Source organism: Caballeronia sp. LZ032 (genome assembly GCF_031451315.1).
GTDB lineage: Bacteria > Pseudomonadota > Gammaproteobacteria > Burkholderiales > Burkholderiaceae > Caballeronia.
On sequence record NZ_JARUXP010000001.1, the window covers coordinates 1105723 to 1127159 of the forward strand.

Annotated in this window: 24 protein-coding genes, 1 tRNA gene and 1 pseudogene; 13 read left to right on the forward strand and 13 right to left on the reverse strand. The window is 64.6% G+C overall.

Annotated elements, in window-relative coordinates; genetic code table 11:
• Positions 1 to 56 precede the first annotated feature (56 nt).
• From QCE69_RS05125 to QCE69_RS05135, 3 genes are all read left to right on the forward strand, one after another.
• Entirely contained in the window at positions 57 to 461 is a 405-nt protein-coding gene (locus tag QCE69_RS05125; protein WP_309808019.1) for an integration host factor subunit alpha, read from the forward strand.
• A 99-nt stretch (positions 462 to 560) separates the two neighbouring features.
• Positions 561 to 944 carry a MerR family transcriptional regulator gene (locus tag QCE69_RS05130; RefSeq protein ID WP_309915257.1) on the forward strand — a complete coding sequence of 128 codons (384 nt, stop codon included), beginning with the start codon at positions 561 to 563 and terminating at the stop codon, positions 942 to 944.
• A 194-nt stretch (positions 945 to 1138) separates the two neighbouring features.
• On the forward strand, positions 1139 to 1738 hold the full coding sequence (locus QCE69_RS05135; RefSeq protein WP_309929722.1) for a short chain dehydrogenase: 600 nt from the start codon (positions 1139 to 1141) through the stop codon (positions 1736 to 1738).
• Here QCE69_RS05135 and QCE69_RS05140 read toward each other — a convergent pair.
• The 8 genes from QCE69_RS05140 to QCE69_RS05175 all read right to left on the reverse strand — a co-directional run bounded on the left by QCE69_RS05140 (position 1735) and on the right by QCE69_RS05175 (position 7028).
• Positions 1735 to 2094 (reverse strand): hypothetical protein, encoded by a 360-nt coding sequence (locus QCE69_RS05140; protein WP_309915262.1) that lies wholly within the window; start codon positions 2092 to 2094, stop codon positions 1735 to 1737. The genes QCE69_RS05135 and QCE69_RS05140 overlap by 4 nt on opposite strands.
• Positions 2095 to 2229: 135 nt before the next feature.
• The gene (locus QCE69_RS05145; protein WP_309915265.1) at positions 2230 to 2484 is read right to left on the reverse strand and encodes a hypothetical protein; all 255 of its coding nucleotides are present in this window, start codon (positions 2482 to 2484) and stop codon (positions 2230 to 2232) included.
• 121 nt (positions 2485 to 2605) lie between these two features.
• Positions 2606 to 2682 (reverse strand) — tRNA-Pro (locus QCE69_RS05150).
• A gap of 153 nt (positions 2683 to 2835) precedes the next feature.
• Complete coding sequence (locus QCE69_RS05155) at positions 2836 to 3435, reverse strand: hypothetical protein (RefSeq protein WP_309929724.1); 600 nt, start codon at positions 3433 to 3435, stop codon at positions 2836 to 2838.
• Positions 3436 to 3670: 235 nt separating this feature from the next.
• Positions 3671 to 4117, reverse strand: coding sequence for a hypothetical protein (locus QCE69_RS05160; RefSeq protein ID WP_309919642.1), 447 nt, complete (start codon positions 4115 to 4117; stop codon positions 3671 to 3673).
• Positions 4118 to 4266: 149 nt separating this feature from the next.
• The gene (locus QCE69_RS05165; protein ID WP_309929726.1) at positions 4267 to 5160 is read right to left on the reverse strand and encodes a LysR family transcriptional regulator; all 894 of its coding nucleotides are present in this window, start codon (positions 5158 to 5160) and stop codon (positions 4267 to 4269) included.
• Between the two features lie 65 nt (positions 5161 to 5225).
• Positions 5226 to 6149 (reverse strand): LysR family transcriptional regulator, encoded by a 924-nt coding sequence (locus tag QCE69_RS05170; RefSeq protein ID WP_309915374.1) that lies wholly within the window; start codon positions 6147 to 6149, stop codon positions 5226 to 5228.
• 42 nt (positions 6150 to 6191) lie between these two features.
• Positions 6192 to 7028: an IclR family transcriptional regulator gene (locus tag QCE69_RS05175; protein WP_309929728.1), complete on the reverse strand. Its 837-nt coding sequence runs from the start codon at positions 7026 to 7028 to the stop codon at positions 6192 to 6194.
• A gap of 252 nt (positions 7029 to 7280) precedes the next feature.
• Here QCE69_RS05175 and QCE69_RS05180 point away from each other — a divergent pair, with 252 nt between their 5' ends.
• The 6 genes and pseudogenes from QCE69_RS05180 (at position 7281) to pcaC (ending at position 12518) form a co-directional block, all read left to right on the forward strand.
• Entirely contained in the window at positions 7281 to 7973 is a 693-nt protein-coding gene (locus QCE69_RS05180) for a 3-oxoacid CoA-transferase subunit A (RefSeq protein ID WP_309808028.1), read from the forward strand.
• 25 nt (positions 7974 to 7998) lie between these two features.
• A complete protein-coding gene (locus QCE69_RS05185) occupies positions 7999 to 8655 on the forward strand; it encodes a 3-oxoacid CoA-transferase subunit B (protein WP_309929730.1) in 657 nt (218 codons plus the stop codon).
• A 95-nt stretch (positions 8656 to 8750) separates the two neighbouring features.
• Positions 8751 to 9953, forward strand: a complete 1203-nt coding sequence (pcaF, locus tag QCE69_RS05190) for a 3-oxoadipyl-CoA thiolase (protein WP_309915383.1) — start codon at positions 8751 to 8753, stop codon at positions 9951 to 9953.
• Between the two features lie 4 nt (positions 9954 to 9957).
• Positions 9958 to 11295, forward strand: a pseudogene (locus QCE69_RS05195) (3-carboxy-cis,cis-muconate cycloisomerase); the annotation flags it as partial.
• Positions 11296 to 11337: 42 nt separating this feature from the next.
• Complete coding sequence (pcaD, locus tag QCE69_RS05200; RefSeq protein ID WP_309931555.1) at positions 11338 to 12126, forward strand: 3-oxoadipate enol-lactonase; 789 nt, start codon at positions 11338 to 11340, stop codon at positions 12124 to 12126.
• Positions 12127 to 12128: 2 nt separating this feature from the next.
• Positions 12129 to 12518, forward strand: coding sequence for a 4-carboxymuconolactone decarboxylase (pcaC, locus tag QCE69_RS05205; RefSeq protein ID WP_309808034.1), 390 nt, complete (start codon positions 12129 to 12131; stop codon positions 12516 to 12518).
• Between the two features lie 85 nt (positions 12519 to 12603).
• Here pcaC and QCE69_RS05210 read toward each other — a convergent pair whose 3' ends face one another.
• Complete coding sequence (locus tag QCE69_RS05210) at positions 12604 to 13905, reverse strand: DUF3443 domain-containing protein (protein ID WP_309929731.1); 1302 nt, start codon at positions 13903 to 13905, stop codon at positions 12604 to 12606.
• A gap of 9 nt (positions 13906 to 13914) precedes the next feature.
• The gene (locus QCE69_RS05215) at positions 13915 to 14376 is read right to left on the reverse strand and encodes a DUF2844 domain-containing protein (RefSeq protein ID WP_309929733.1); all 462 of its coding nucleotides are present in this window, start codon (positions 14374 to 14376) and stop codon (positions 13915 to 13917) included.
• A gap of 420 nt (positions 14377 to 14796) precedes the next feature.
• Here QCE69_RS05215 and bamC point away from each other — a divergent pair, with 420 nt between their 5' ends.
• Together bamC and QCE69_RS05225 are read left to right on the forward strand one after the other, a co-directional pair.
• The gene (gene bamC / locus QCE69_RS05220) at positions 14797 to 16050 is read left to right on the forward strand and encodes an outer membrane protein assembly factor BamC (RefSeq protein WP_409017799.1); all 1254 of its coding nucleotides are present in this window, start codon (positions 14797 to 14799) and stop codon (positions 16048 to 16050) included.
• Between the two features lie 484 nt (positions 16051 to 16534).
• Complete coding sequence (locus QCE69_RS05225) at positions 16535 to 16825, forward strand: putative quinol monooxygenase (RefSeq protein WP_309929734.1); 291 nt, start codon at positions 16535 to 16537, stop codon at positions 16823 to 16825.
• 21 nt (positions 16826 to 16846) lie between these two features.
• On the opposite strand, the gene QCE69_RS05230 is transcribed toward QCE69_RS05225, so the two are convergent.
• The 3 genes from QCE69_RS05230 to QCE69_RS05240 all read right to left on the reverse strand — a co-directional run bounded on the left by QCE69_RS05230 (position 16847) and on the right by QCE69_RS05240 (position 19736).
• Positions 16847 to 17107 carry a DNA-binding protein gene (locus QCE69_RS05230; protein ID WP_309931557.1) on the reverse strand — a complete coding sequence of 87 codons (261 nt, stop codon included), beginning with the start codon at positions 17105 to 17107 and terminating at the stop codon, positions 16847 to 16849.
• Positions 17108 to 17267: 160 nt separating this feature from the next.
• Entirely contained in the window at positions 17268 to 18869 is a 1602-nt protein-coding gene (aceB, locus tag QCE69_RS05235; protein ID WP_309931558.1) for a malate synthase A, read from the reverse strand.
• Positions 18870 to 18956: 87 nt separating this feature from the next.
• Entirely contained in the window at positions 18957 to 19736 is a 780-nt protein-coding gene (locus QCE69_RS05240) for a haloacid dehalogenase type II (RefSeq protein ID WP_309929736.1), read from the reverse strand.
• Positions 19737 to 19928: 192 nt separating this feature from the next.
• On the opposite strand from QCE69_RS05240, the gene QCE69_RS05245 reads away from it, so the two are divergent.
• Positions 19929 to 20840 (forward strand): LysR family transcriptional regulator, encoded by a 912-nt coding sequence (locus QCE69_RS05245; protein ID WP_309929738.1) that lies wholly within the window; start codon positions 19929 to 19931, stop codon positions 20838 to 20840.
• Positions 20841 to 20945: 105 nt separating this feature from the next.
• Positions 20946 to 21380, forward strand: coding sequence for a universal stress protein (locus QCE69_RS05250; RefSeq protein WP_309808040.1), 435 nt, complete (start codon positions 20946 to 20948; stop codon positions 21378 to 21380).
• Positions 21381 to 21437: the final 57 nt, after the last annotated feature.

The following is a 21437-nucleotide window of genomic DNA, read 5'->3' on the forward strand; positions in this document are numbered from 1 at the left end:
CGGCCCATCCGCACAACGCCCAAGGTCTCAAGCGTGTTACGCGCCGTTTTACCGATATGAACCAAATGAACTCGAGTGATTTCGAAGCCCTTCTTTCGGCGCAGCGCAGCGCCATGACCCGAGATATCCCGACCTCGAGCGCGCCCGGCGACACGCCGACGCTCACGAAAGCCGAACTGGCGGAGATGCTGTTCGACCACGTCGGCTTGAACAAGCGCGAGGCGAAAGACATGGTCGAAGCTTTCTTCGAAGTCATTCGCGACGCGCTGGAGAGCGGCGAGAGCGTCAAGCTCTCCGGCTTCGGCAATTTTCAGTTGCGCGACAAGCCGCAGCGTCCCGGGCGTAATCCGAAGACCGGCGAGGCCATTCCCATTGCGGCGCGGCGAGTCGTCACGTTTCATGCAAGTCAGAAGCTGAAGGCGCTGGTTGAAACGGGAGCGGAGACGGATCTCGCACGCTGATTCCTGATTCACGGAAGGCATGCGGCATGATCCGCGCTTTCCGCTGCTGCTGACCACCGCGCTTCAATCGACATCAATAACCACGATGGTTGATCGACGATGGAAAAAGTCGTCTTGCCTCCTATCCCGGCCAAGCGTTATTTCACGATTGGCGAAGTGAGCGAACTGTGCGGCGTCAAGCCGCACGTGCTGCGCTATTGGGAACAGGAGTTCACGCAGCTGAGACCGGTGAAGCGGCGCGGCAACCGCCGCTACTATCAGCATCACGAGGTTCTGCTGATCCGGCGCATCCGTGACCTGCTGTACGAGCAGGGCTTCACGATCAATGGCGCCCGCAATCGCCTCGACTCGCAAGGCCGTGCAAGCGCCGACGAAGCTGAAGCCGAGGGCATGCCGGGCGATCCGCAAGCAGCGCAGGGATCGGTGGATGTCGATCAGTTGCGCAAGGAGATTCTTAAGGTGATCGATTTGCTGGGCGGCTGAAGGCCGTCTCCGGATGATCGATGTGCCTGGGTGATGCAGGTAGCGCAATGCCGCGATTCGTCGCGGCATTTTTTTGTCTGCGCAAAAAGCATTGGCGCAGTTGTGCGGCCGAGTTCATGCGCTGCATGCCGCACACCGGCTCAGTACGATACGCCTGCTTGTCCCCGTCTCGTCCTATCGATTCAGGAGGCTTTATGCGAGTACTGCTCGTTGGCGCAACCGGTCTGCTGGGCACTGAAATCAAACGACTCCTCGAACACCGGCACGAAGTGATCACCGCGAGCCGCAAGGGCTCCGACGTGGCTGTGGATCTGTCGGACAAGGCGAGCATCGTCGCCCTGTACGAGCGAGTGGGGATGGTTGGTGCAGTGGTGTGTGTCGGCGGAGCAGCGAAGTTCAAGCCCCTCGATGCGCTGGACGAATCGGACTATGCCTTCAGCCTCGCCAACAAACTGATGGGTCAGGTGAACCTCGTGCGCTGCGCCAGCGGACATGTGGAGACCGGCGGCTCGATCACGCTGACGAGCGGCACACTGGCGCAGGAACCGATGGTCGGCGCGGCTGCGGTGAGCATCGTCAATGCGGGGCTGGAGGGTTTCGTGCGGGTCGCGGCGCTGGAACTGCAAGGCACCTTGCGCGTGAATGTAGTGAGTCCGGGATGGGTTGCGGAGACGCTCGAATCGATGGGCAAGGATCCGTCGCAGGGCATTGCCGCCGCGGAGGTTGCAAAGGTCTATCAGCGCGCCATCGATGAGGCCATCACCGGGCAGACGCTCCTCGCCGCCAGGAGCTAGGACTTGAGGGCGGCGCGCAGGCGTCGCTTCGGGCGAAGCGCGGCGCGAGTGGCTGAAGGGGCGGGCGCTTTGACGTCGACCGAGCAATAAACAATGCTCGGTCCGACGCCCGACGGCGGATAGATGCGCCAGTCGTCATCGCCGTGATGGAAGAAGTAGAGCGCGTATCGACCGCCGGGCTTGGGCGCGCTCAGACACACGTAGCGGCTGCCGCCGGGATAGATGCGCCCGTAGCGGGCAACGCGCGCGTGACTCGTGGAATCGAACCATTTCGAGACTTCCTCGCGCAAACGGGAGAAAGGTCGATCTGACGAAATGCGCCCGGATTGCATGGGCGTGGATACGGTCGAGGGCATGGCGCGCCAATCCTTATGCGTCACGTTAAGACTAGAGCTTAAATAGCTGATTGACAAGTCATTTTTCGTGCTTAACGTATGAGCATTAAGCGTTGAAGCAATCACCTTCGACAGTCGCCAAAAGGCTTTCGACTGTCAGACGCTGAAGCCCATCATCGCGCCGGTGCTGGAGAGGGCCTCCTCTTCCGCGCGGGCCTTGAGCATGGCGTCGGCCAGACGGTAGTAAAACTGCGCGCGCTCTTCGAGAAACTCGGAGGAGGCATCGTTTGACAAGAAGTCATCTGCCATGTCGCCCGCCAGGGCCTGACCGGCGAAATAGTCCCGGAGCGACATCCCGAAATTCGTATTGCCGGGAAATGCGCGCGGGTTGTTGAGCTTGTTATACGCCATCGTTCTTGCTCGCCGTGTGTACGTAACGGTTCTTCAAATTCCCAAGCGGGTTCTTTTCAAGCTTGATTGGAGCGGCAAAGAAAAAGGCTCTCTGGTCGAGACCAGAGAGCCTTTCTTGTACTGGTCGGGGCGAGAGGATTTGAACCTCCGACCACCTGCACCCCATGCAGGTACGCTACCAGGCTGCGCTACGCCCCGATTGCCTTTGCGAAAGGTCTGGCGTTGCCGTCTGACCCTTCGCCACGATCCCGAACTGCGCTGTGAGGCAGCAGGGTGTGTAGCAAAGAACGGCGATTGTAGCGTGGCGGCGGGCCGGCCGCAAGCGCGCCGGCCCTATGTGCCGCCAGCTAATTACTGTCTTGCGCCAACGAAGAGCACGCCCGCTTTCGTCGGTGACTGAAGCGTCTGAAGTTCAGCACGCATGGTCGTTCCAGTCATGATCGCAACACCCGATGCAGTGGTGTTCGGATAGGCGCAGTTGTCAGCACCGAAGCGAATCGTCAGGTCGTAGACGTTGCCCGACGCATGCGGCTTGATGGACCCGGTGAAATTGCAACTCGTGCCCGTACCCGTGATCGAACCGGTGGCGTCTGCCGTAAGCGTGACGTTTGTGTCGTTGCCGCCGTTGGTCACGCTTTCTCCCTTGAAGATACCTGTGACCGTGGCCTGCATGGGTACGGTGTCGTAGCTCGGATCGTAGGTGCCCGCGAAGGTGGTCTTCGCTCCGTTTGCGTAGAGGAGCGTGGTGTTGAGGAGGGCTTTCGCGGAATAAGCGCCAGAGAGCGTGACTGCGTTACTGCCTTGACCCTCGAGGTTGTAGTCGATGCCGCTGCCATTTGACAACTTGCCGTTGCTCGACGTGACCGCTCCAATCACCCCGCCCGCGATGAAGTTCGTATTGCCAGCGACGGAGTAGATCGAATACAGGCGCCCGTCGTCGAGAATGAGCACGGAGGCTTGCCGGTTGCTGTCTGTTTTACCCGAGTAAAGCCCTGCCGCAGACGCCGTGGAAACGGGCGTCGACGGCCCGTTGTCGCTTCCACCGCCGCCGCATGCGGTCAGGATGATCGCGGCCGAAGCGGCGGCGATAGGTGCATGTCGTCTCATTGGATGTCTCTGTTGTAGATGCGAAACTTGCCTCAGGAAAACGGGCTCAACGCGCACAGACAGTCACCGTACAAGACCCCTACAGCCGCAACTCCGACCGCGTATAAGCCGACGTCTGAATCTGCACGACATCGCGCTGCTTGCACTGCGCGCGTCGCTCCACCGGACATTTCGCGCAAGCCCTCGCACTCCCGCCCGCACGACATCGCGCGAATCGCTGACGCCTTCGGAACCGCACCGCCAGCGCCAGTGCGATCGTCAACTGGATCAGATAAGTCACAGCGCGTTCACCCCATTCGTTCCGGGACGCATAGCGCTCATACTCCGTGCGCTCGTAGAAGCTGGCCGAAGCAAAGATCATCGTGAGGGCGAAGTCCAGCAGCATGGCCAGACCACACAGTGCAAAGAAGAACAGCGCGCCGTTCCATCGCGGGACGCCGCAAGCTGCATTGACCGTACGGCACACGAATATCACGAACGCCAGCAGGCATAGCCCGAGCGCCAGGGGAAGCCAGGGAAAAACCATGTCGCGCAAACCTCGTGACAGACGAAGTGAGGGAAAGTCCCGGCGACGCGCGAGATCGCGACACACCTGCGACACACCACATCGCGCGCACGCTTCGGGAAGCGGCGCGATGATGGCACGCCGTCCCTCAAGCACGAATACGAGTAATCCTAATAAGGCAGACGATCGCTGAGCGCGTCGGAGAGGAAATCGATGAAGGTGCGCACTTTGCTTGTCATGAACTTGCGGCTGGTGTACACCGCGTACACCGATGGCGCGAACGCTGAATAGTCCGGCAACACGCGCAGCAGCGTTTCGGATGCGAATTCCGGTTCCGCGATCCACGCCGGAAAGTAGGCGAGCCCGAGCCCGGCGCGCACGAGTTGCAGCGCCATCGCGGTGTCGTTGGTCTTGAGCACGGCCTGATGCTTCACGGTGAACGCGCCGTCCGGTCCGGTCAGCGTCACCGATTCGATATTGGTGTAAGTCGGCAACACCAGTCGGTGCCGGGCGAGATCGTCCGGATGGCGCGGCTGGCCGTGCCGCTCCAGATAGCCACGCGCGCCCGCGAGCAGGAAAGGCATCCTGCACAGCGGCCGCACGATCAGCGAAGGCGAGGGATCGGAGGTCGCGCGCAAGGCCATGTCGTAGCCTTCCTCGACCAGATCGACGAAGCGGTTCTCCAGCCGCACGTCCACCAGCACGCCGGGATAGCGCGCCTGATAGGCCACCACGAGTTCAGCGAACGTGGGATTGGCGAACCAGCCCGGCGCGGTCACCTTGAGCACGCCCTGCGGCTGCGCCGTCTGCGCGCCGACGGCCGCCTCGGCGGCCTGCAGGATATCGAGCGCCTCGCTGCATTGCTCGAAATACACACTGCCGGCTTCCGTGAGACTGAGATGGCGCGTGGTCCGGTTCAGGAGACGCACGCGCAACTGCCGCTCCAGATTCGCGACATGCTTGCTGGTCATGGCGGTCGACATGTCGAGGCGCTCGGCGGCCTTCACGAAGCTGCCCGCCTCGACGACCTCGCGAAACACCCGCAGACTGGTCAGCGCATCCATCGATCATTTCCCGCCGGGCAATAAAACTGCGATGTTAGCGGGATTCATCGCCCGCGAGGTGAAGCTCACTTCGGCCATTCGTCGAGCTCGTCGTTGAACAGCGCGGCCACGACACCGCGCAGCCATTTCGTGCGCGCGTCGTTATGGAACTTGCGATGCCAGTGCTGCTTGAGATCGAAGCGCGGCAGCGCGAGCGGCGGTTCGGCGAGCGTGATCGATGCGTGTTCGGCGACGTACGCGAAGCCGATCGCATGCGGCACCGTGGCGATCAGGTCGGTGCGCGACAGGATGAACGGCAGGCTCATGAAGTGCGGCGTTTCGAGTACGGCGCGGCGGCGCACGCGTTCGCGGTCGAGATGATTCTCGAGGATTTCCTGGCTGCGGCCTTCCGCGCGCACCACCGCGTGTCCGCAGGCGAGAAAGCGTTCCAGCGTCAGCGGTTCGCGTGCAAACGGATGATCGCGCCGCATCAGGCAGATGAACCGGTGTGAAAAGAGCCGCTGCTGGAAGAAGTTGTTGCCGCGCAGATCCGGAAAGTAACCGATGGCCAGATCGATTTCACCGGCTTCGAGCCCGCGTCCGACATCGCCATGCGAAGCCGACACCGAGCGCAGATTCGCATTCGGCGCCTGTTGCGCGAACGCCTGCAGAAGCCGCGGAAGGAACACGATCTCGCCGACGTCCGACAGCGCGATCGAAAAGGTTTCCGAGCTCGTGGACGGATCGAAATGCTGCCGGTCGAGCATGCCGCGCTCGATGCGGGCGAGCGCCTCGCGCGCGGCGGGCACCAGCGCGAGCGTGCGTGGCGTCGGCTCCATGCCGCGTGCGGTGCGCACGAACAGCGGGTCGTTGAAATACTCGCGCAGCCGCGCCAGCGCCGTCGATACACGCGGCTGGCTCACGCCGAGCCGCTCGGCGGCGCGGCTTACGTTGCGCGTCTCCTCGATGGCGACGAGGTACGGGATCAGGTTCAGATCGAGATCGTTCATGGCGCTCACTGCGTCCAATGCTTCAACCTGCGGAAAAAACCATCAGCCGCGCCGCGCGACCATGTCCGACACGCGCTGCGCGGCATCCATCAAGGGCTCGAGAAAGGCCTTCACCATCTGCTTCGCGCTCTTGCGCTGGGCATTGCCGCTGATGTTGAGCGCCGCGATCACCCGGCCTTGCCGGTCGCGGATCGGCGCCGACATCGAAATCAGTCCTTCTTCCAGTTCCTGATCGACGATGGCCCAGCCTTGCGCGCGCACGACCGCAATGGCTTCCTTCAGCGCAGCGCGGTCGACGATCGTGCGCGGCGTGCGCGCCACCAGCGGATTGGCATCGAGGATGGCGTCGAGGCTGGCTTCGTCGAGCGCGGCGAGGAGGACCCGGCCCATCGACGTGCAGAACGCGGGCAGCCGGCTGCCGATGGATAGGTTCTGCGTGATGATCTTGTGCGTCGGTACCCGCAGCACATAGACGATCTCCGCGCCGTTCAGCACGGCCGCCGAACAGCTCTCGTGCACCTGTCCGACCAGATCTTCCATGACCGGTTCGGCGAGATTCCAGAACGGCATCGACGTCAGGTACGCGAAGCCCAAGTCGAGTATTTTTGGCGTAAGTTGGAACAGGCGGCCGTCCGCCTCGACATAACCGAGCGCCTGCAAGGTGAGCAGGATGCGGCGCGCGCCGGCGCGCGTGAGCCCGGTGGCCGCGGCGACGTCGGTGAGGGTCTGGGCGGGCCGGCTGGCGTCGAAGGAACGGATCACCGACAGCCCGCGCGCGAAGGACTGCACATACGCGTCGCCGGGACGCGACTGTGCATCCGGTGCATCCGGCGCATGTGTCGTGTCGATCTCGCGAGCGGCTGAGGCTGAGGGTTTCATAGGCATGATCCAGGTGGCGCGAAGCAGCGGCAGCTCCGTGAAAACCCGCACTTCGACAGTGCTTCGTTGACACGGCAACAAACGCGGGACTACCATGCCGATGTTCGCTAAACGAATCCATGTTCGCATATCGAACATTCGCTGACAAGCTGATTCGCGAGTCAGCTGCAAGTCTGATTTCGAGCAGATAAACCCTGGAACGGGACGGATGCCTGCGGCGACCTCGGGCGTCCAGACTGGAGAAGAACGGCAATGATCAACAAGATTTTCGATTCGCTCGCCTCGGCCGTGGCCGACGTCCACGACGGCGCGACCATCATGATCGGCGGTTTCGGTACGGCGGGCATGCCGTCCGAGCTGATCGACGCGCTCATCGAGCAGGGCGCGCGCGATCTCACGATCGTCAACAACAACGCCGGCAATGGCGACATCGGCCTGGCCGCGCTGTTGAAGGCGAAGCGCGTGCGCAAGATCATCTGCTCGTTCCCGCGCCAGACCGATTCGCACGTGTTCGACGCGCTGTATCGCGCGGGCGAGATCGAGCTCGAACTCGTGCCGCAGGGCAATCTGGCCGAGCGCATCCGCGCGGCGGGCGCGGGCATCGGCGGATTCTTCACGCCGACGGGCTACGGCACCAAGCTCGCGGAAGGCCGCGAAACGCGCGAGATCGACGGCAAGCACTACGTGCTGGAGTCGCCGCTGCATGCGGACTTCGCGCTGGTGAAGGCATTCAAGGGCGACCGCTGGGGCAATCTGGTGTATCGCAAGACGGCGCGCAACTTCGGCCCGATCATGGCGAGCGCCGCGAAGACGGCCATCGTCCAGGTGTCGAAGGTCGTGCCGCTGGGCGAACTGGACCCCGAGAATATCGTGACGCCGGGCATTTTCGTGCAGCGCGTGGTGGAAGTGCCGCAAGCGGTGCATCAAGCCGAACTCGCTGCCTGAATGAACGTTGAGGAAGGATTTAGCCATGAAGAAACTCACTCGTGACGAAATGGCCCGGCGCGTGGCCGCGGACATTCCCGAAGGCGCCTACGTGAACCTGGGCATCGGCGTGCCGACGCTCGTCGCCAACCACCTCGCGGCGGACCGCGAGATCTTCCTGCACAGCGAAAACGGCCTGCTCGGCATGGGCCCGGCGCCGGCCAAGGGCGAGGAAGACGACGAACTCATCAACGCCGGCAAGCAGCACGTCACGCTGCTCACGGGCGGCGCCTATTTCCATCACGCGGATTCGTTCGCGATGATGCGCGGCGGCCATCTCGACTTCTGCGTGCTCGGCGCGTTCCAGGTGTCGGCGGACGGCGATCTCGCGAACTGGCACACTGGCGCGCCGGATGCGATTCCAGCGGTCGGCGGCGCGATGGATCTCGCAATTGGCGCAAAGCAGGTCTACGTGATGATGGAACTGCTGACCAAGCAGGGCGAAAGCAAGCTGGTTGCGCAATGCTCGTATCCGGTGACGGGCGTGCAGTGTGTGGATCGCGTGTACACGGACCTCGCCGTGTTCGACGTCACGCCGCAAGGCTTCGTCGTGCGGGAAATGCTGGAAGGCCTGTCGTTCGATGAGCTGCAGAAGCTCGCGCAGGTGCCGCTGCAATATGCCCCGCTGAGCGAAGCCGCCTGAACGGCATACCGAGCCCGAGCCGAAGCCCGAGCCGAAGCCCGAGCCCGAGCCTGAGCCTGAGCCTGAGAGACACAAGACAATACTGGAGCCAAGCAATGAAAGAAGCCTTCGTATGTGATGCGATCCGCACGCCGATCGGCCGTTACGGCGGCGCACTCTCGTCAGTGCGCGCCGACGATCTCGGCGCCGTGCCGCTGCGCGCGCTCATCGAACGCAACAAGGACGTGGACTGGGACGCGGTCGAGGAAGTGATCTACGGCTGCGCCAACCAGGCGGGCGAAGACAACCGCAACGTCGCGCGCATGTCGGCGTTGCTGGCGGGCCTGCCGGTCGGCACGCCGGGCTCGACCGTCAACCGCCTGTGCGGCTCCGGGATGGACGCGGTCGGCATTGCCGCGCGCGCGATCAAGGCGGGCGAAGCCACGCTGATGATCGCGGGCGGCGTGGAAAGCATGAGCCGCGCGCCGTTCGTGATGGGCAAGGCGACGAGCGCGTTCTCGCGCGCCGCCGAGATCCATGACACGACCATCGGCTGGCGCTTCGTCAATCCGCTGATGAAGAAGCAATATGGCGTCGATTCGATGCCGGAAACCGCCGAAAACGTCGCCGACGACTACAAGGTGAGCCGCGCCGATCAGGACGCGTTCGCGCTGCGCTCGCAGCAGAAGGCGGCCCGCGCGCAGCAGGACGGCACGCTGGCGCAGGAGATCGTCGCGGTGACGATCGCGCAGAAGAAGGGCGACCCGCTGGTCGTCGGGCGCGATGAACACCCGCGCGAAACCACGCTTGAGGCGCTGGCGAAGCTGAAGGGCGTCGTGCGGCCGGACGGTTCGGTGACGGCCGGCAATGCGTCGGGCGTGAACGACGGCGCGGTCGCCATGCTGATCGCCGACGAAGAAAGCGCGCAGCGTCACGGCCTCACGCCGCGCGCGCGCATTCTCGGCGTCGCCACGGCGGGCGTGCCGCCGCGCGTGATGGGCATCGGTCCGGCGCCGGCGTCGCAGAAGCTGCTGACGCGCCTCGGCATGAGCATCGACCAGATGGACGTGATCGAGCTGAACGAAGCGTTTGCCGCGCAAGGTCTCGCGACGCTGCGCATGCTCGGTGTGGCCGACGACGACGCCCGCGTCAACCCGAACGGCGGCGCCATCGCGCTGGGCCATCCGCTCGGCGCGTCGGGCGCGCGTCTCGTCACGACCGCGAGCTATCAGCTGCATCGCACCGGCGGTCGCTACGCGCTGTGCACGATGTGCATCGGCGTGGGCCAGGGCATCGCGATCGTCATCGAGCGCGTGTAAGCGCATGTTCGCAGCCACGGGACGTCTCACGGATCTGATCTGCGGCAGCGAGGCCGCCAACGCGCTCTGGTCGCCGCGCGCGACCGTGCAGGCGATGCTCGACGTCGAAGCCGCGCTCGCGCGTGCGTCGGCGTTGCATGGCGTGATTCCGGCGAGCGCCGTGGACGCGATCGTCGCCGCGTGCCAGGCCGACGAGATCGACGCGCAAGCCTTGATGAGCGGCGCGCAGGCGGGCGGCAATCTGGCCATTCCGCTCGTCAAGCAGTTGACGGCCGTGGTCAAGGCGCGCGACGCCGAGGCCGCGAAGTATGTGCACTGGGGCGCGACGAGCCAGGACATCATCGACACGGGACTGATGCTGCAACTGCGCGCCGCGCTCGATCAGCTCGATGCCGACCTGCGCACGCTCGCCACGGCGCTCGCCGCGCAGGCGCAGGCGCACCGCGCGACGCCGATGATCGGCCGCACGTGGCTGCAGCAGGCGCTGCCGATCACGCTCGGTCTCAAGTTCGCGCAATGGCTCGACGCCATCACGCGTCAGCGCGCGCGCCTGGGCGAGCTGAAAGCGCGCGCGCTGGTGCTGCAGTTCGGCGGCGCGGCGGGCACGCTCGCGAGTCTGCGCGACCACGCACTGCCGGTCGCGCAGTCGCTCGCGGACGATCTTCATCTGACGCTGCCGGTCCTGCCGTGGCATACGCAGCGCGACCGCATTGCGGAAGCCGCGGCCTGGTTCGGCATGCTGACGGGCACGCTCGGCAAGATCGCGCGCGACATCTCGCTGATGATGCAGACCGAGGTCGGCGAAGTCGCGGAGCCGGCGGCGGCGGGCAAGGGCGGTTCGTCGACGATGCCGCACAAGCGCAATCCGGTCGGCTGCGCGGCGGTGCTGACGGCCGCGACGCGCGCGCCGAATCTCGTCGCGACGATCTTCGCCGGCATGGTCCAGGAGCACGAACGCGCGCTCGGCGGCTGGCAGGCCGAATGGGAAGCGCTGCCCGACCTCGCGCGGCTCGCGGCGGGCGCGGTGGCGAATCTCAACGGCATCGTCGCGGGGCTGGAAGTGAACGCGGAACGGCTCGCGCAGAATCTCGATGCCACCCACGGCCTGGTGCTCGGCGAAGCGGTGATGCTGGCGCTGGGCGATGCCATCGGCCGGATGGAGGCGCACAAGCTGGTGGAAGGGGCATCGAAGGCGGCGGTCGCGAACGGCCGCCCGTTGCTCGAAGCACTCGCCGCCAACGAAACCGTGATGCGCCATCTGTCGCGCGCTCAACTCGAATCCTTGCTCGATCCGGCGAACTACGTCGGACAGGCGCAGTCGTTCGTCGATGCCGCCATCGCGAACGCCAACTTGAAAGAACCGAAAGAACAGGAGCGTCAAGACATGCCTCTTGCTGAAGTCAACGGAACCCGGCTGCACTATCGCGTCGATGCCACGGCGGGCGACAGCGCCCCGTGGCTCGTGCTGTCCAACTCGCTCGGCGCGGATGTGTCGATGTGGACGCCGAACATCGAGGCGTTCGCGCAGCATTACCGGGTCGTGCGCTATGACACGCGCGGCCACGGTCACTCGGACGTGCCGCCCGGGCCGTACACGATCGATCAGTTGATCGGCGACGTGATCGGCCTCATGGATCATCTGAAGATCGAGCGCGCGCACTACTGCGGCCTGTCGATGGGCGGCCTCACCGGCATCGGCCTCGCGGCGCGTCATCCAGAGCGCTTTGCGCGCGTCGTGTTGTCGAACACGGCCGCGCTGATCGGCTCGGACGCGGTGTGGACGCCGCGCGCCGCGAAAGCGCGCGAGCCGGGCGGCATGCCCGCGCTCACCGACGCCGTGATCGCACGCTGGTTCACCGCGCCGTTCATCGAGCGCGAGCCGCTTGCGCTCGCCAACATCCGCGATGTGTTCCGCCATACGTCGGGCGAAGGCTACGCGTCGAATTGCGAAGCGATCCGCGACGCCGACCTGCGTGACGAAGCGAAGACCATCTCGCTGCCGGTGCTGATGATCGCCGGTACGCACGATCTCTCGACGACCGCCGAGCAGGGCCGCGAGCTGGCGGGTTATATCCAAGGCGCGCGTTATCTCGAACTGGACGCGGCGCATTTGTCGAACATCGAAAAGCGCAACGAATACACCCGCGCCGTTCTCGACTTTCTTGGAGCATGAGCATGACCGATGACGAACGCTACGAAGCCGGGATGAAGGTACGCCGCGCGGTGTTGTCCGACGCGCACGTGGACCGGTCGCTTGCGAACCGCACCGAACTCACGACCGATTTCCAGAACTTCATCACGCGTTATGCATGGGGCGAGATCTGGACGCGCGACGGCCTGCCGCGGCACACGCGCAGCCTCATCACGATTGCGATGATGGTCGCGCTGAATCGCAGCGAGGAACTCGCGCTGCATCTGCGCGCCGCGAAGAACAACGGCGTGACGCAGGACGAGATCAAGGAAGTGCTGTTGCAGACGGCCGTGTATTGCGGTGTGCCGGCAGCTAACTCGGCGTATCACCTGGCGCAGAAAATCTTCGACGAAGAGAAGCAGAAGCAGGCCTAGCCGCGCGCGCGTTCTCGAAGCAGATATCGAAGCGGATCCTGAAGCTGTCCCGGCGCAAACCGGGACGGCTTTTTTCATGCGCGGTTCAGAACGCGTAGTAAGGACCGGCGCCGGCCGGCGTCGCGCGTTCCTGGAACGCCGTGAAGACGCGCCGGCCGAAGAAGAACGGCAAGCCCCAGGCGAAGCCACTGTTCGACGGCCCCGCGAGATTGTCGAAGGCGTAATTGCCGCTGCCGAACAGGCTCGTCGAGGACGCGACGCTGAAATTCACCGTGCTTTGCGCGCCCGCCGGCGAGCGGATCGTCGCGCTGAGCGACTGCGTCGTCGCCGGACAGAACCATGCGCCGCAGCGGGCGAGTGTCGTCGAGGGAAAGAACAGGCCGTTCGAACCGCTGTCGATGTAACTCGCGCCATAGGTCGTGCCGCCGAAATCCGTCGACACGTAGGCGCTCGACGCATTCGCGGCGAGCACCGTGGCCGAGCCGAGCGCATTGTTCGCCTGCGAGCCGATGCCGAAGGTCAGCGTGCCGTTGACGCTGAAGGCGCCGTTATCCGGCACGTCGGGCAGTTCGATCACGACGCCGTTGTTGTCGGTGGCGAAGTTCGCGACCGGATTCGTCACCTGCTGCGCGACCGCGAGCGGGCTTGCGGCGCACGCGCCCGACGTGCACTGGTAATACCAGCGCGGCATGGGCGCGCTGGCGCAGTTCGCGCCGCAATCGGCGACGAAAGGCCCGATGCCGAGAATGCCGTTGCCGCGCAGCGTGGTTGCGTTGAGCATCGACAGTCCCGACTGGTTGCAATCCTGCGCAACAGCGGGGACCGACGGGTCGGCGATGATCTGCACCGACGTCGAGGCCGCCAGCTGGCCCGCGAGCCGGATGTCGGCCTGGCGCACCGCGCCCCACGTGTAGCCGGAACCGAACACGGCGCATTCCGCCATCGCCGAGCCGGACGTGCTGCCCGCGACGGGCGGCAGCGCCATCGTCGGATCGAGCGCGGAGGCCAGGACACGCAGACCGTGCGATCCGGTATCGACCTGAATGCCGTCGATGGTCTGGCAGGTGTTCGTGCCCGGCACGCAGAGCGTCACGCTGGTTTGCAGCATGTTGCGCGTGTCGGTGGAGGTGCGGGACACGGTGACGGGCTGCACGTTGGGCAACGACGATTGCACGACGGCCGTGCTCGCCGCGTCCGGCGCGCTTGCCTGTGCGGGTGCAGCCGAAGATGCGGGTGGCGCGGGTTGGGCGGTGGCGGTCCCGCGGGCGCTGGCCCCCCCCGCCGCGCCATCTCCTCCGCCACCGCCGCCGCAGGCAACCAGCAGCGAGCAGAGCGTCATGACGAGCAGCAGCGCGCAGGCTTCACGAAACGCTTCGAGGCAGGGCATGGCGGCCTCCTACTGAATGTCCGACGCGTTCACGCCGGGCGGCAGCGCGTTCGCGAGCCACGCGCGTCCGCTGAACTCGCGCAGGCGCATGTGGTTCTCGACGACCAGGTCTCCTGTCGCCACCTGCGCCGTGTGCAGTCCGAGCGCGCCCATCGATGCCAGCGCGCCTTCCCTGAACGTCTCAAAATGCGCGCCCAGGAGCGCCTGAATATCCGGCATCGCGGGCCCGCGCCAGGATACGGCGTAGACCGCGCCGTTTCCATCGACATACTCGCGGATGACGATTCCGTTCGCGTCGGTCGTTTCGCTGAAGGCCGGCAGGCCCGATTGCGCCCGCCGCATGACGGCGTCCGACGCTTCGTCCGACGCGCGCACCGTACCGCCGAGATGAGCCGTCGCGGTCGCCGTCAGCAGTAGAGAACATACCGCGAGCCCCCGCGCGATATTTTTAGGATGTCTGATCTTGGCCATCGAATCTCTCTCTCAGATTGGGAGTTTTCGTATTGTTTGAGAGGAGATTCTAGGGTTATGGTTAGCCTTCGCAATAGATGGCTGCTTTTGAACAGCTATACGCCGAATATTGCGCTCATCAAGAAAATCCAATATGAATCAGCGGGTTGGCGCGAACACGAACGGCAAACGCCGCCTCGATCAAACGTCATAAATTGTCATTTCTTGTCGGGTCGCTTTGGCAGCTCGTCCGAATGGTCCATCGGCGTCGGGCGTCGCAACGAAGGACCGAGATCGAATGCAACGCAGCTTGCCGACTCATGCCGCCGTGCCGGTCATGAGGGATATCCCGTGTTTTTGCACCAGCGCGCGCGGGATCGGTAAAATAACGGGTTGATCCACGGAAGAACGCCCGTGGCGTAGCGGAAGGACTTTCCAGACATGACAGATTTTCGTGTAACCAGGCGGGTAACCCAGCAGCTCACCACGCGGGCGGCCACGCGCATGGCTGCGCTGCTCGCGGTGGCAGGAATCGTGGCGGGATGCGGCTCGACCAATCCCAATGCGTTCAATTACAAGAGCGATCAGCGTTCGAAGCAGGTGTCTCTCGCCGTGCCGCCGAATCTGATCGACGAAGCATCCGACTCGCGCTCGCTGCCGCCGCAGGGCGGACAGGCCTCGCTCTCCGATCTCCAGCAAGTACAGAAAGTCGCCCCGAACGCGCCGACCGTCGTGCCGCCCGTCTCGGGCATGCACATCCAGCGGGACGGCGCCGAGCGCTGGCTCGTGGTCGACGGCAAGTCCCCTGATCAGGTGTGGCCGCAAATCCGTCGCTTCTGGCAGGAGCAGGGCTTCCTGCTGGTGGTGGATCAGCGCGACAAGGGCGTGATGGAAACGGACTGGAACGAAACCCATCCGCAGATTTCCGACGGCCTGATTCGCGACACGCTCGCCAAGGCCACCGGCAATTCGTATGTCACGGCCGAGCGCAACAAGTACCGGACGCGTCTCGAAAAAGCGCCGGACGGCGGCACCTACGTGTTCGTCAGTCAAAAGGGCATGCGTGAGGCGCTCACCGGCGTCAACAACGATTCGAGCCAGTGGCAGGCGCGTCCCAACGATCCCGCGCTCGAGAACGAATATCTGAAGCGGTTGATGTCCTCGCTGGCGTTGTCCGACCAGCGCGCGGCTTCAGGCGGCGCGACTTCGCTGGATACGCCGGCCGCCGTCGGCGCGGCAGGTGCAAGCGCGCAAGCTGCGAAGGGCGGCGATGCCAAGGCGGCTTCGGTCGCGGCACAGAACGTCGCGAATGCCGGCAACACGCCGATCCGCAACGAAGTCGTGCCCGAGGCCGATACCTCGCAAATCACCTTGCCGGAAGCCTACGATCGCGCGTGGCTGCGCGTGGGCACCGCGCTCGATCGCGCGAACTTCACCGTGGATGACCGGGATCGCGCCAAGGGCATGTACTACGTGCGCTACGTCGATCCGACCGACAAGACGTCGGCGGAGCAGGGCTTCTGGAGCCAGGTGTTCCACGGCCGCAAGGAAATGAAGGCCAAGCAGTATCAGGTCAACGTGCGGGCCGTGACGGAAGCGCAGACGCGCGTCGCGATTGTCGATGACAAGGGCAATCCGGATTCGTCGCCGCAAGCGCGTCAGATCATGGCGCTCCTCGCCGGGCAGATCAGCTGATCTCTCCCGCAAGACGCTGCTCTTCGCGACGCCTCCTCCGGGAGGCGTTTTTGTTTGCATCGCTCGCGAAGATTCCAGCAAAAGCGGTCATCGCATGCTCGTTTCGTAATGCGCGCTAATGCGAAACTCGCCTTCGATATGCGCAGACAATTCTTTCGATCAGGAAATGTGCGCAAAAGCTTATAAAGAATAGGCCCATGGATAGTACATTGCATCAATGGCGCGAATCGCCGCTTGAACTTCTTCGACAAGCGAGTCATCCCGCGCAATGCACCAGACATGCCGAACATTGGCTCGCCATGCAGCGAGCCCCGATGGCCCCGTCGCCTATCCTCGTAGGGCGACGGTTTTTGCCCGCGTTTCCACCGAAACGCGGGCTTTTTCTTTGTGGCTTGCGCCTGTGGCGCGCTCATGTGATTCCGGCAGCGCATGACGCGGACGGTTATGCTCGTGCTTCGTCAATCAACGAGGACAGGAGAAGCTCATGTCGGAAGTCGCCGTTGTCGCGATATTTGTCGCGAAGCCGGGCAAGGAAGAGGAACTGAAGAAGGTGCTCGAAGCGAACGTCGAGCCGACGCGCAAGGAGCACGGCGCATTGCAATACGACCTGCATCGCGACAACGAGGAGCCGCGCCGCTTCATCTTCGTCGAGCGCTGGGAGAGCCAGGACGCGCTCGACGCACACGGACAGGCGCCGCACATCCAGGCATTCCGCGCGAAGGCGCCGGCGCTGTGCGAACACGGCGAAGTGCGCAAGGCGACGAAGCTCCTCTGAGCCCGCAGGAGCGGGACGTTGTCAGTGCGTTTCGTGCGGCACGTCGAGAATGAGGATGATGGTCCAGTCGGCGTCGCCTTCGTGATGGTACTGGCGTTCCGCGACGATGAACGGCTGCTGCTTGCCGTCCGGACCGAGAAAGAGCACGTCGCCTTCCATCGGCAGGCATTCGATGGGCGGCAGCGCCAGGTATGCGTCCTTGTTGGCGTTGCGCGGCATCAGTTTTTCGATCTTGCGCGATGCCGCTTCGGTCCATTCGATATCGAGCTGGATGTTGCTCATGCTGTCGTTCGCACGGTGAGTGCGCTCCACGGTTGAATCGTTGAAAAAGGCGATGCGCAATGTAGCACACGCCATGCTCGGTCCATCATGCGCCTCAAACGAAAAAACGGCCCGCAGGCCGTTTTTCTCGCACGCTGAAGCGTCGTTGCGGACGACGCGCTCAGATCTCCTCGTACAGCGGCAGCGTCAGAAACTCGGTGAAGTCGGCCGAGGTCGACATCTCCTCGAAGATCTTCGCCGCGCGTTCATACGGCTTCGTGTCCGCGCCCGTTGCGCCGACGCTCATTCTCACCTTCTCCAGCTCGTCGATGGTGATCTCGCGCACCAGCGCGGCCGTGACCTTGCGGCCGTCGTCGAGCGAGCCCTTGGGCGAGCGGATCCACTGCCACACTTGCGAGCGCGAGATCTCGGCGGTCGCGGCATCTTCCATCAGGTTGTGGATCGGCACGCAGCCATTGCCCGCGAGCCACGAACCGAGATAGTGGATGCCGACGTTCACATTGTTGCGCAGACCGGCTTCGGTGATCGGCGCTTCCGGACGGAAATCGAGCAGATCGTGCGCGGTAACCTGGACATCAGGGCGCTGCTTGCCGATCTGGTTCGGCTGATCGCCGAGCACGTCGACGAACGCTTTCATCGCGATCGGCACGAGGCCCGGATGCGCCACCCAGCCGCCGTCGTAGCCGTCGGTGGCGTCGCGCGTCTTGTCGGAGCGCACGCCGTCCATGGCGCGCTCGTTCGCCGCGGGATCGTTCTTGATCGGAATCAGCGCCGACATGCCGCCGATCGCCGGCGCATTGCGCTTGTGGCAGGTCTTCAGCAGTTCGAGCGCATAGGCGCGCATGAACGGCGAGGTCATCGTGATCTTCGCGCGGTCGGCGAGACAGAAGTCCGTGTCGTTCTTGAACTTCTTGATCGCCGAGAAGATGTAGTCCCAGCGGCCCGCGTTCAAGCCCGAGCTGTGCTCGCGCAGTTCGTAGAGGATCTCGTCCATTTCGAAGGCGGCGAGAATCGTCTCGACGAGCACGGTTGCGCGGATCGTGCCGCGCGGAATGGCGACCGCCTCCTGTGCCGCGACAAACACATCGTTCCACAGGCGCGCTTCGAGATGGCTCTCCATCTTCGGCAGATAGAAGTAAGGACCGCTGCCGCGCGCGATCAGCTCGTGCGCGTTGTGGAACAGATAGAGCGCGAAGTCGAACAGGCCGCCGGACACGCGCTGGCCGTCGACGGTCACGTGCTTTTCGTCGAGATGCCAGCCGCGCGGACGGACGATCAGCGTCGCGGTCCTGTCGTTGAGCGTGTACGACTTGCCGTTCTGCTGCAGCGAGATCGTGCGGCGCACCGCGTCGCGCAGATTGATCTGACCGACGATCTGGTTGTCCCAGTTCGGCGCGTTCGAATCCTCGAAGTCGGTCATGTACGAATCGGCGCCGGAATTGAGCGCGTTGATGATCATCTTGCGCTCGACCGGACCCGTGATCTCGACGCGGCGGCATTGCAGATCCTTCGGCAGCGGCGCGACGGTCCAGTCGCTCTCGCGGATCGAGCGCGTGGCGTCGAGGAAATCGGGGCGCTCGCCGGCGTCGAGGCGTTGGGTGCGCTCGACGCGTGCAGCGAGCAAGTGCTGGCGGCGCGGTTCGAACTGACGGTGCAGCGCCGCGACCAGTTCGAGCGCTTCGGGCGTCAGGATGGCCTGGTAGTCCGGCTTGATGTCGGCCGAGATGGCCATGCCCTTCGGCAGCGTGAGCGGATTCGAGATTGAGGTCATTGTTTTCTCCTTGGTCGGTCAGACGGTTTTGCTTGCTGGTTTTGCGTAGTGGCTTGCGTGGGATTGATGCGTGGCGACTCAGGCCGCGGACGAACGGCGCGCGCTGCCTGCCGTACTGCCCGCTGTGCGGCTGCGCTCTCGCGCGGGCGGGCGCACCGCGCTCGCTTCGACGAACGCGACGAGATCCGCCATGCCGCGCCCGCGTCCATGCGGCGCGACGCCGAGTTCTTCGGCCGCCAGCGCCGCGCGATTGATCCAGAAACTCGTGTAGCCGAACCAGGTCGCTCCCGCGACGTTCCAGCCGCTGCCCGAGACGAACACGATGTCGCGCGGCGGCGCGTCGAAGGCGCGCGTGCCGAGTGCATACGCGGCGGGGGCGGGCGGATAGGCGCGCGCGGCATCGACGGACAGCACGTGATCGAACAGGCCGCTCATGCCGGCGCTTTTCACGGCGACCTCGAGCATCGGGGCGCTGCCGTTCGAGAGGATCGCGAGCGGCAGGTTGAAGCGGTCGCGCAGCGCCGTGAGCGCCGGCACGATGTCGGGAAACGTCGAGAGGCACGCGTATTCGTCGAGCAGGCGCTTTTCGGCGGCGCGGGTCAGCGCGTCGGCGAGCGCGAGACGCGCGGCGGCGTGGCGCAGCGCATCGACGGTGATCTTCCAGAACGGCTCGTAGTGCGTGCCGGCCGGGTCGGCGAGCGTACGCAATTGGGTGTATTCGATCTGCTTGCGGCGCCATAGCCGCGACAGCGCGACGCCGCGTCCCGGGAACAGCTGTTCGGCGGCGGCGACGACCGAATGGACGTCGAAGAGGGTGCCGTAGGCATCGAAGATGACGGCGCGCGGAAGCCGGGGCATGTCGGGGAGAGACGGGGGTGTCGCGTTTGCGGTGAGTGTCGTTCTGGCCGACATAGCCGTGCGCTCCGTGTAGAGGTCGGGACCGATTTTATTCGTGATCCAGGTGATGGAAAAAGCACCGCAACATCACTTGATCTTTTACTTTTTAATACCTAATCTGTGTCCGGTCTCCCTGAATGACGACGAAAACGCATGGATCGGTTCAAGCAGATAGAAACCTTCGCCTCGGTGGCAGCGAGAGGCAGTCTCTCGGCGGCGGCGCAGGCGGAAGGCATCGCGCCGGCCGTGATCGGACGCCGGCTTGACGCGCTCGAAGAGCGTCTTGGCGTCAAGCTGCTGGTGCGCACCACGCGCAGGATCACGCTGACCTTCGAAGGTTCGGCGTTCCTGGAGGATTGCCAGCGCATCGTCAACGACATGCAGAACGCCGAGGCCAGCGTATCGGCGGGCGGCGTGAAGGCGAGCGGGCACTTGCGTGTGTCGGCGCCGGCGGGCTTCGGCCGGCGGCATGTCGCCTCGCTGGTGCCGCGCTTCACCGCGCAGCATCCGGATGTGTCGGTGAGCCTCGACCTGACCGACCGCATGGTCGATCTCGTCAATGAAGGTTTCGACTGCGCCGTGCGGCTCGGAGAATTGCCGGATTCGTCGCTGGTGTCGCTGAAGCTCGGCGAGAACCGGCGCGTGTGCGTCGCGTCGCCGGACTATCTGGCACGCCGCGGCACGCCCGCCGATCTCGCCGCGCTCGCCCAGCACAATTGTCTGGCGCTCGGGGCATCGGCGAATCAGCAGCGCGGCTGGGTGTTCCAGCAGGACGGCCGAGTCGTGACGATCAAGGTGTCGGGCACGATGGAATGTTCCGACGGCGCGGTCCTGCATGAATGGTGTCTGGAAGGCCGTGGACTGGCGTGGCGCTCGTGGTGGGAGGTCGGCGAGGACATCGGTGAAGGACGGCTCGTGAGCGTGCTCGAAGGCTTTGCTGCGCCGCCCATCGGCATTCACGCGGTGTTTCCGCAGCGCCGGCATCTGCCGCTGCGCGTGCGCCTTTTCCTCGATCTGCTCAAGCATACGTACAACGCTCCGGGATATTGGGGCGACGAGGCGTAGCAGGGACGTTCGCTCCGGCACGCCGGGCAGTGCGGCGCGAAACGTCTCGCCGCCGCGCGGCCCTGACTACAATGAAGCGTGCCCCGAGGTTCGAAGGAGGACGCCATGTTCAAGCACATCCTGGTGCCGACCGACGGCTCCGAGCTGTCGCAGAAGGCCATCGACGGCGCGATCGATCTCGCGCAATCCGTTGGCGCGCGCATCACGGCTTATGCGTGTCTGCCGCAATATCCGTATTCGCCGTTCGCGGATGTCGCCGTCGAGCCGCCCGACGATTTCCACGCCCGCGCCGAGAACGAAGCCCGCGAGCATCTGCATGCGGTCATGCGCGCCGCCGACGACGCCGGCGTGCCCTGCAACAGCGTCACGAGCATCGAGGCGGCGCCGTATATCGGCATCATCGAAGCGGCGGAGCAGAATGGCTGCGACGTCATCCTGATGGCGTCGCACGGACGCCGCGGGCTCGGCAGCCTGTTGATCGGCAGCGAGACGCAGCGCGTGCTCACGCACACCAAGATTCCTGTGATCGTGTATCGCTGAGAACCGGCCAGTGCGCAGCGGCCGCCGCCCGCTTTCGCGAGGACGGCGGCCGCCGCT

Excerpts from the sequence above, each read along its gene's own strand:
- QCE69_RS05225 (WP_309929734.1), top strand. The coding sequence starts at position 16,535 with ATGTCGGAAGTCGCCGTTGTCGCGATATTTGTCGCGAAGCCGGGCAAG.
- pcaF (WP_309915383.1), top strand. The coding sequence starts at position 8,751 with ATGAAAGAAGCCTTCGTATGTGATGCGATCCGCACGCCGATCGGCCGT.
- pcaC (WP_309808034.1), top strand. The coding sequence starts at position 12,129 with ATGACCGATGACGAACGCTACGAAGCCGGGATGAAGGTACGCCGCGCG.
- QCE69_RS05215 (WP_309929733.1), bottom strand. The coding sequence starts at position 14,376 with ATGGCCAAGATCAGACATCCTAAAAATATCGCGCGGGGGCTCGCGGTA.
- QCE69_RS05240 (WP_309929736.1), bottom strand. The coding sequence starts at position 19,736 with ATGCCCCGGCTTCCGCGCGCCGTCATCTTCGATGCCTACGGCACCCTC.
- QCE69_RS05165 (WP_309929726.1), bottom strand. The coding sequence starts at position 5,160 with ATGGATGCGCTGACCAGTCTGCGGGTGTTTCGCGAGGTCGTCGAGGCG.
- QCE69_RS05130 (WP_309915257.1), top strand. The coding sequence starts at position 561 with ATGGAAAAAGTCGTCTTGCCTCCTATCCCGGCCAAGCGTTATTTCACG.
- QCE69_RS05125 (WP_309808019.1), top strand. The coding sequence starts at position 57 with ATGAACCAAATGAACTCGAGTGATTTCGAAGCCCTTCTTTCGGCGCAG.
- QCE69_RS05250 (WP_309808040.1), top strand. The coding sequence starts at position 20,946 with ATGTTCAAGCACATCCTGGTGCCGACCGACGGCTCCGAGCTGTCGCAG.
- QCE69_RS05210 (WP_309929731.1), bottom strand. The coding sequence starts at position 13,905 with ATGCCCTGCCTCGAAGCGTTTCGTGAAGCCTGCGCGCTGCTGCTCGTC.
- QCE69_RS05135 (WP_309929722.1), top strand. The coding sequence starts at position 1,139 with ATGCGAGTACTGCTCGTTGGCGCAACCGGTCTGCTGGGCACTGAAATC.
- QCE69_RS05185 (WP_309929730.1), top strand. The coding sequence starts at position 7,999 with ATGAAGAAACTCACTCGTGACGAAATGGCCCGGCGCGTGGCCGCGGAC.
- QCE69_RS05170 (WP_309915374.1), bottom strand. The coding sequence starts at position 6,149 with ATGAACGATCTCGATCTGAACCTGATCCCGTACCTCGTCGCCATCGAG.
- QCE69_RS05175 (WP_309929728.1), bottom strand. The coding sequence starts at position 7,028 with ATGAAACCCTCAGCCTCAGCCGCTCGCGAGATCGACACGACACATGCG.
- QCE69_RS05145 (WP_309915265.1), bottom strand. The coding sequence starts at position 2,484 with ATGGCGTATAACAAGCTCAACAACCCGCGCGCATTTCCCGGCAATACG.
- pcaD (WP_309931555.1), top strand. The coding sequence starts at position 11,338 with ATGCCTCTTGCTGAAGTCAACGGAACCCGGCTGCACTATCGCGTCGAT.
- QCE69_RS05160 (WP_309919642.1), bottom strand. The coding sequence starts at position 4,117 with ATGGTTTTTCCCTGGCTTCCCCTGGCGCTCGGGCTATGCCTGCTGGCG.
- QCE69_RS05140 (WP_309915262.1), bottom strand. The coding sequence starts at position 2,094 with ATGCCCTCGACCGTATCCACGCCCATGCAATCCGGGCGCATTTCGTCA.
- QCE69_RS05245 (WP_309929738.1), top strand. The coding sequence starts at position 19,929 with ATGGATCGGTTCAAGCAGATAGAAACCTTCGCCTCGGTGGCAGCGAGA.
- bamC (WP_409017799.1), top strand. The coding sequence starts at position 14,797 with ATGACAGATTTTCGTGTAACCAGGCGGGTAACCCAGCAGCTCACCACG.
- QCE69_RS05180 (WP_309808028.1), top strand. The coding sequence starts at position 7,281 with ATGATCAACAAGATTTTCGATTCGCTCGCCTCGGCCGTGGCCGACGTC.
- QCE69_RS05230 (WP_309931557.1), bottom strand. The coding sequence starts at position 17,107 with ATGAGCAACATCCAGCTCGATATCGAATGGACCGAAGCGGCATCGCGC.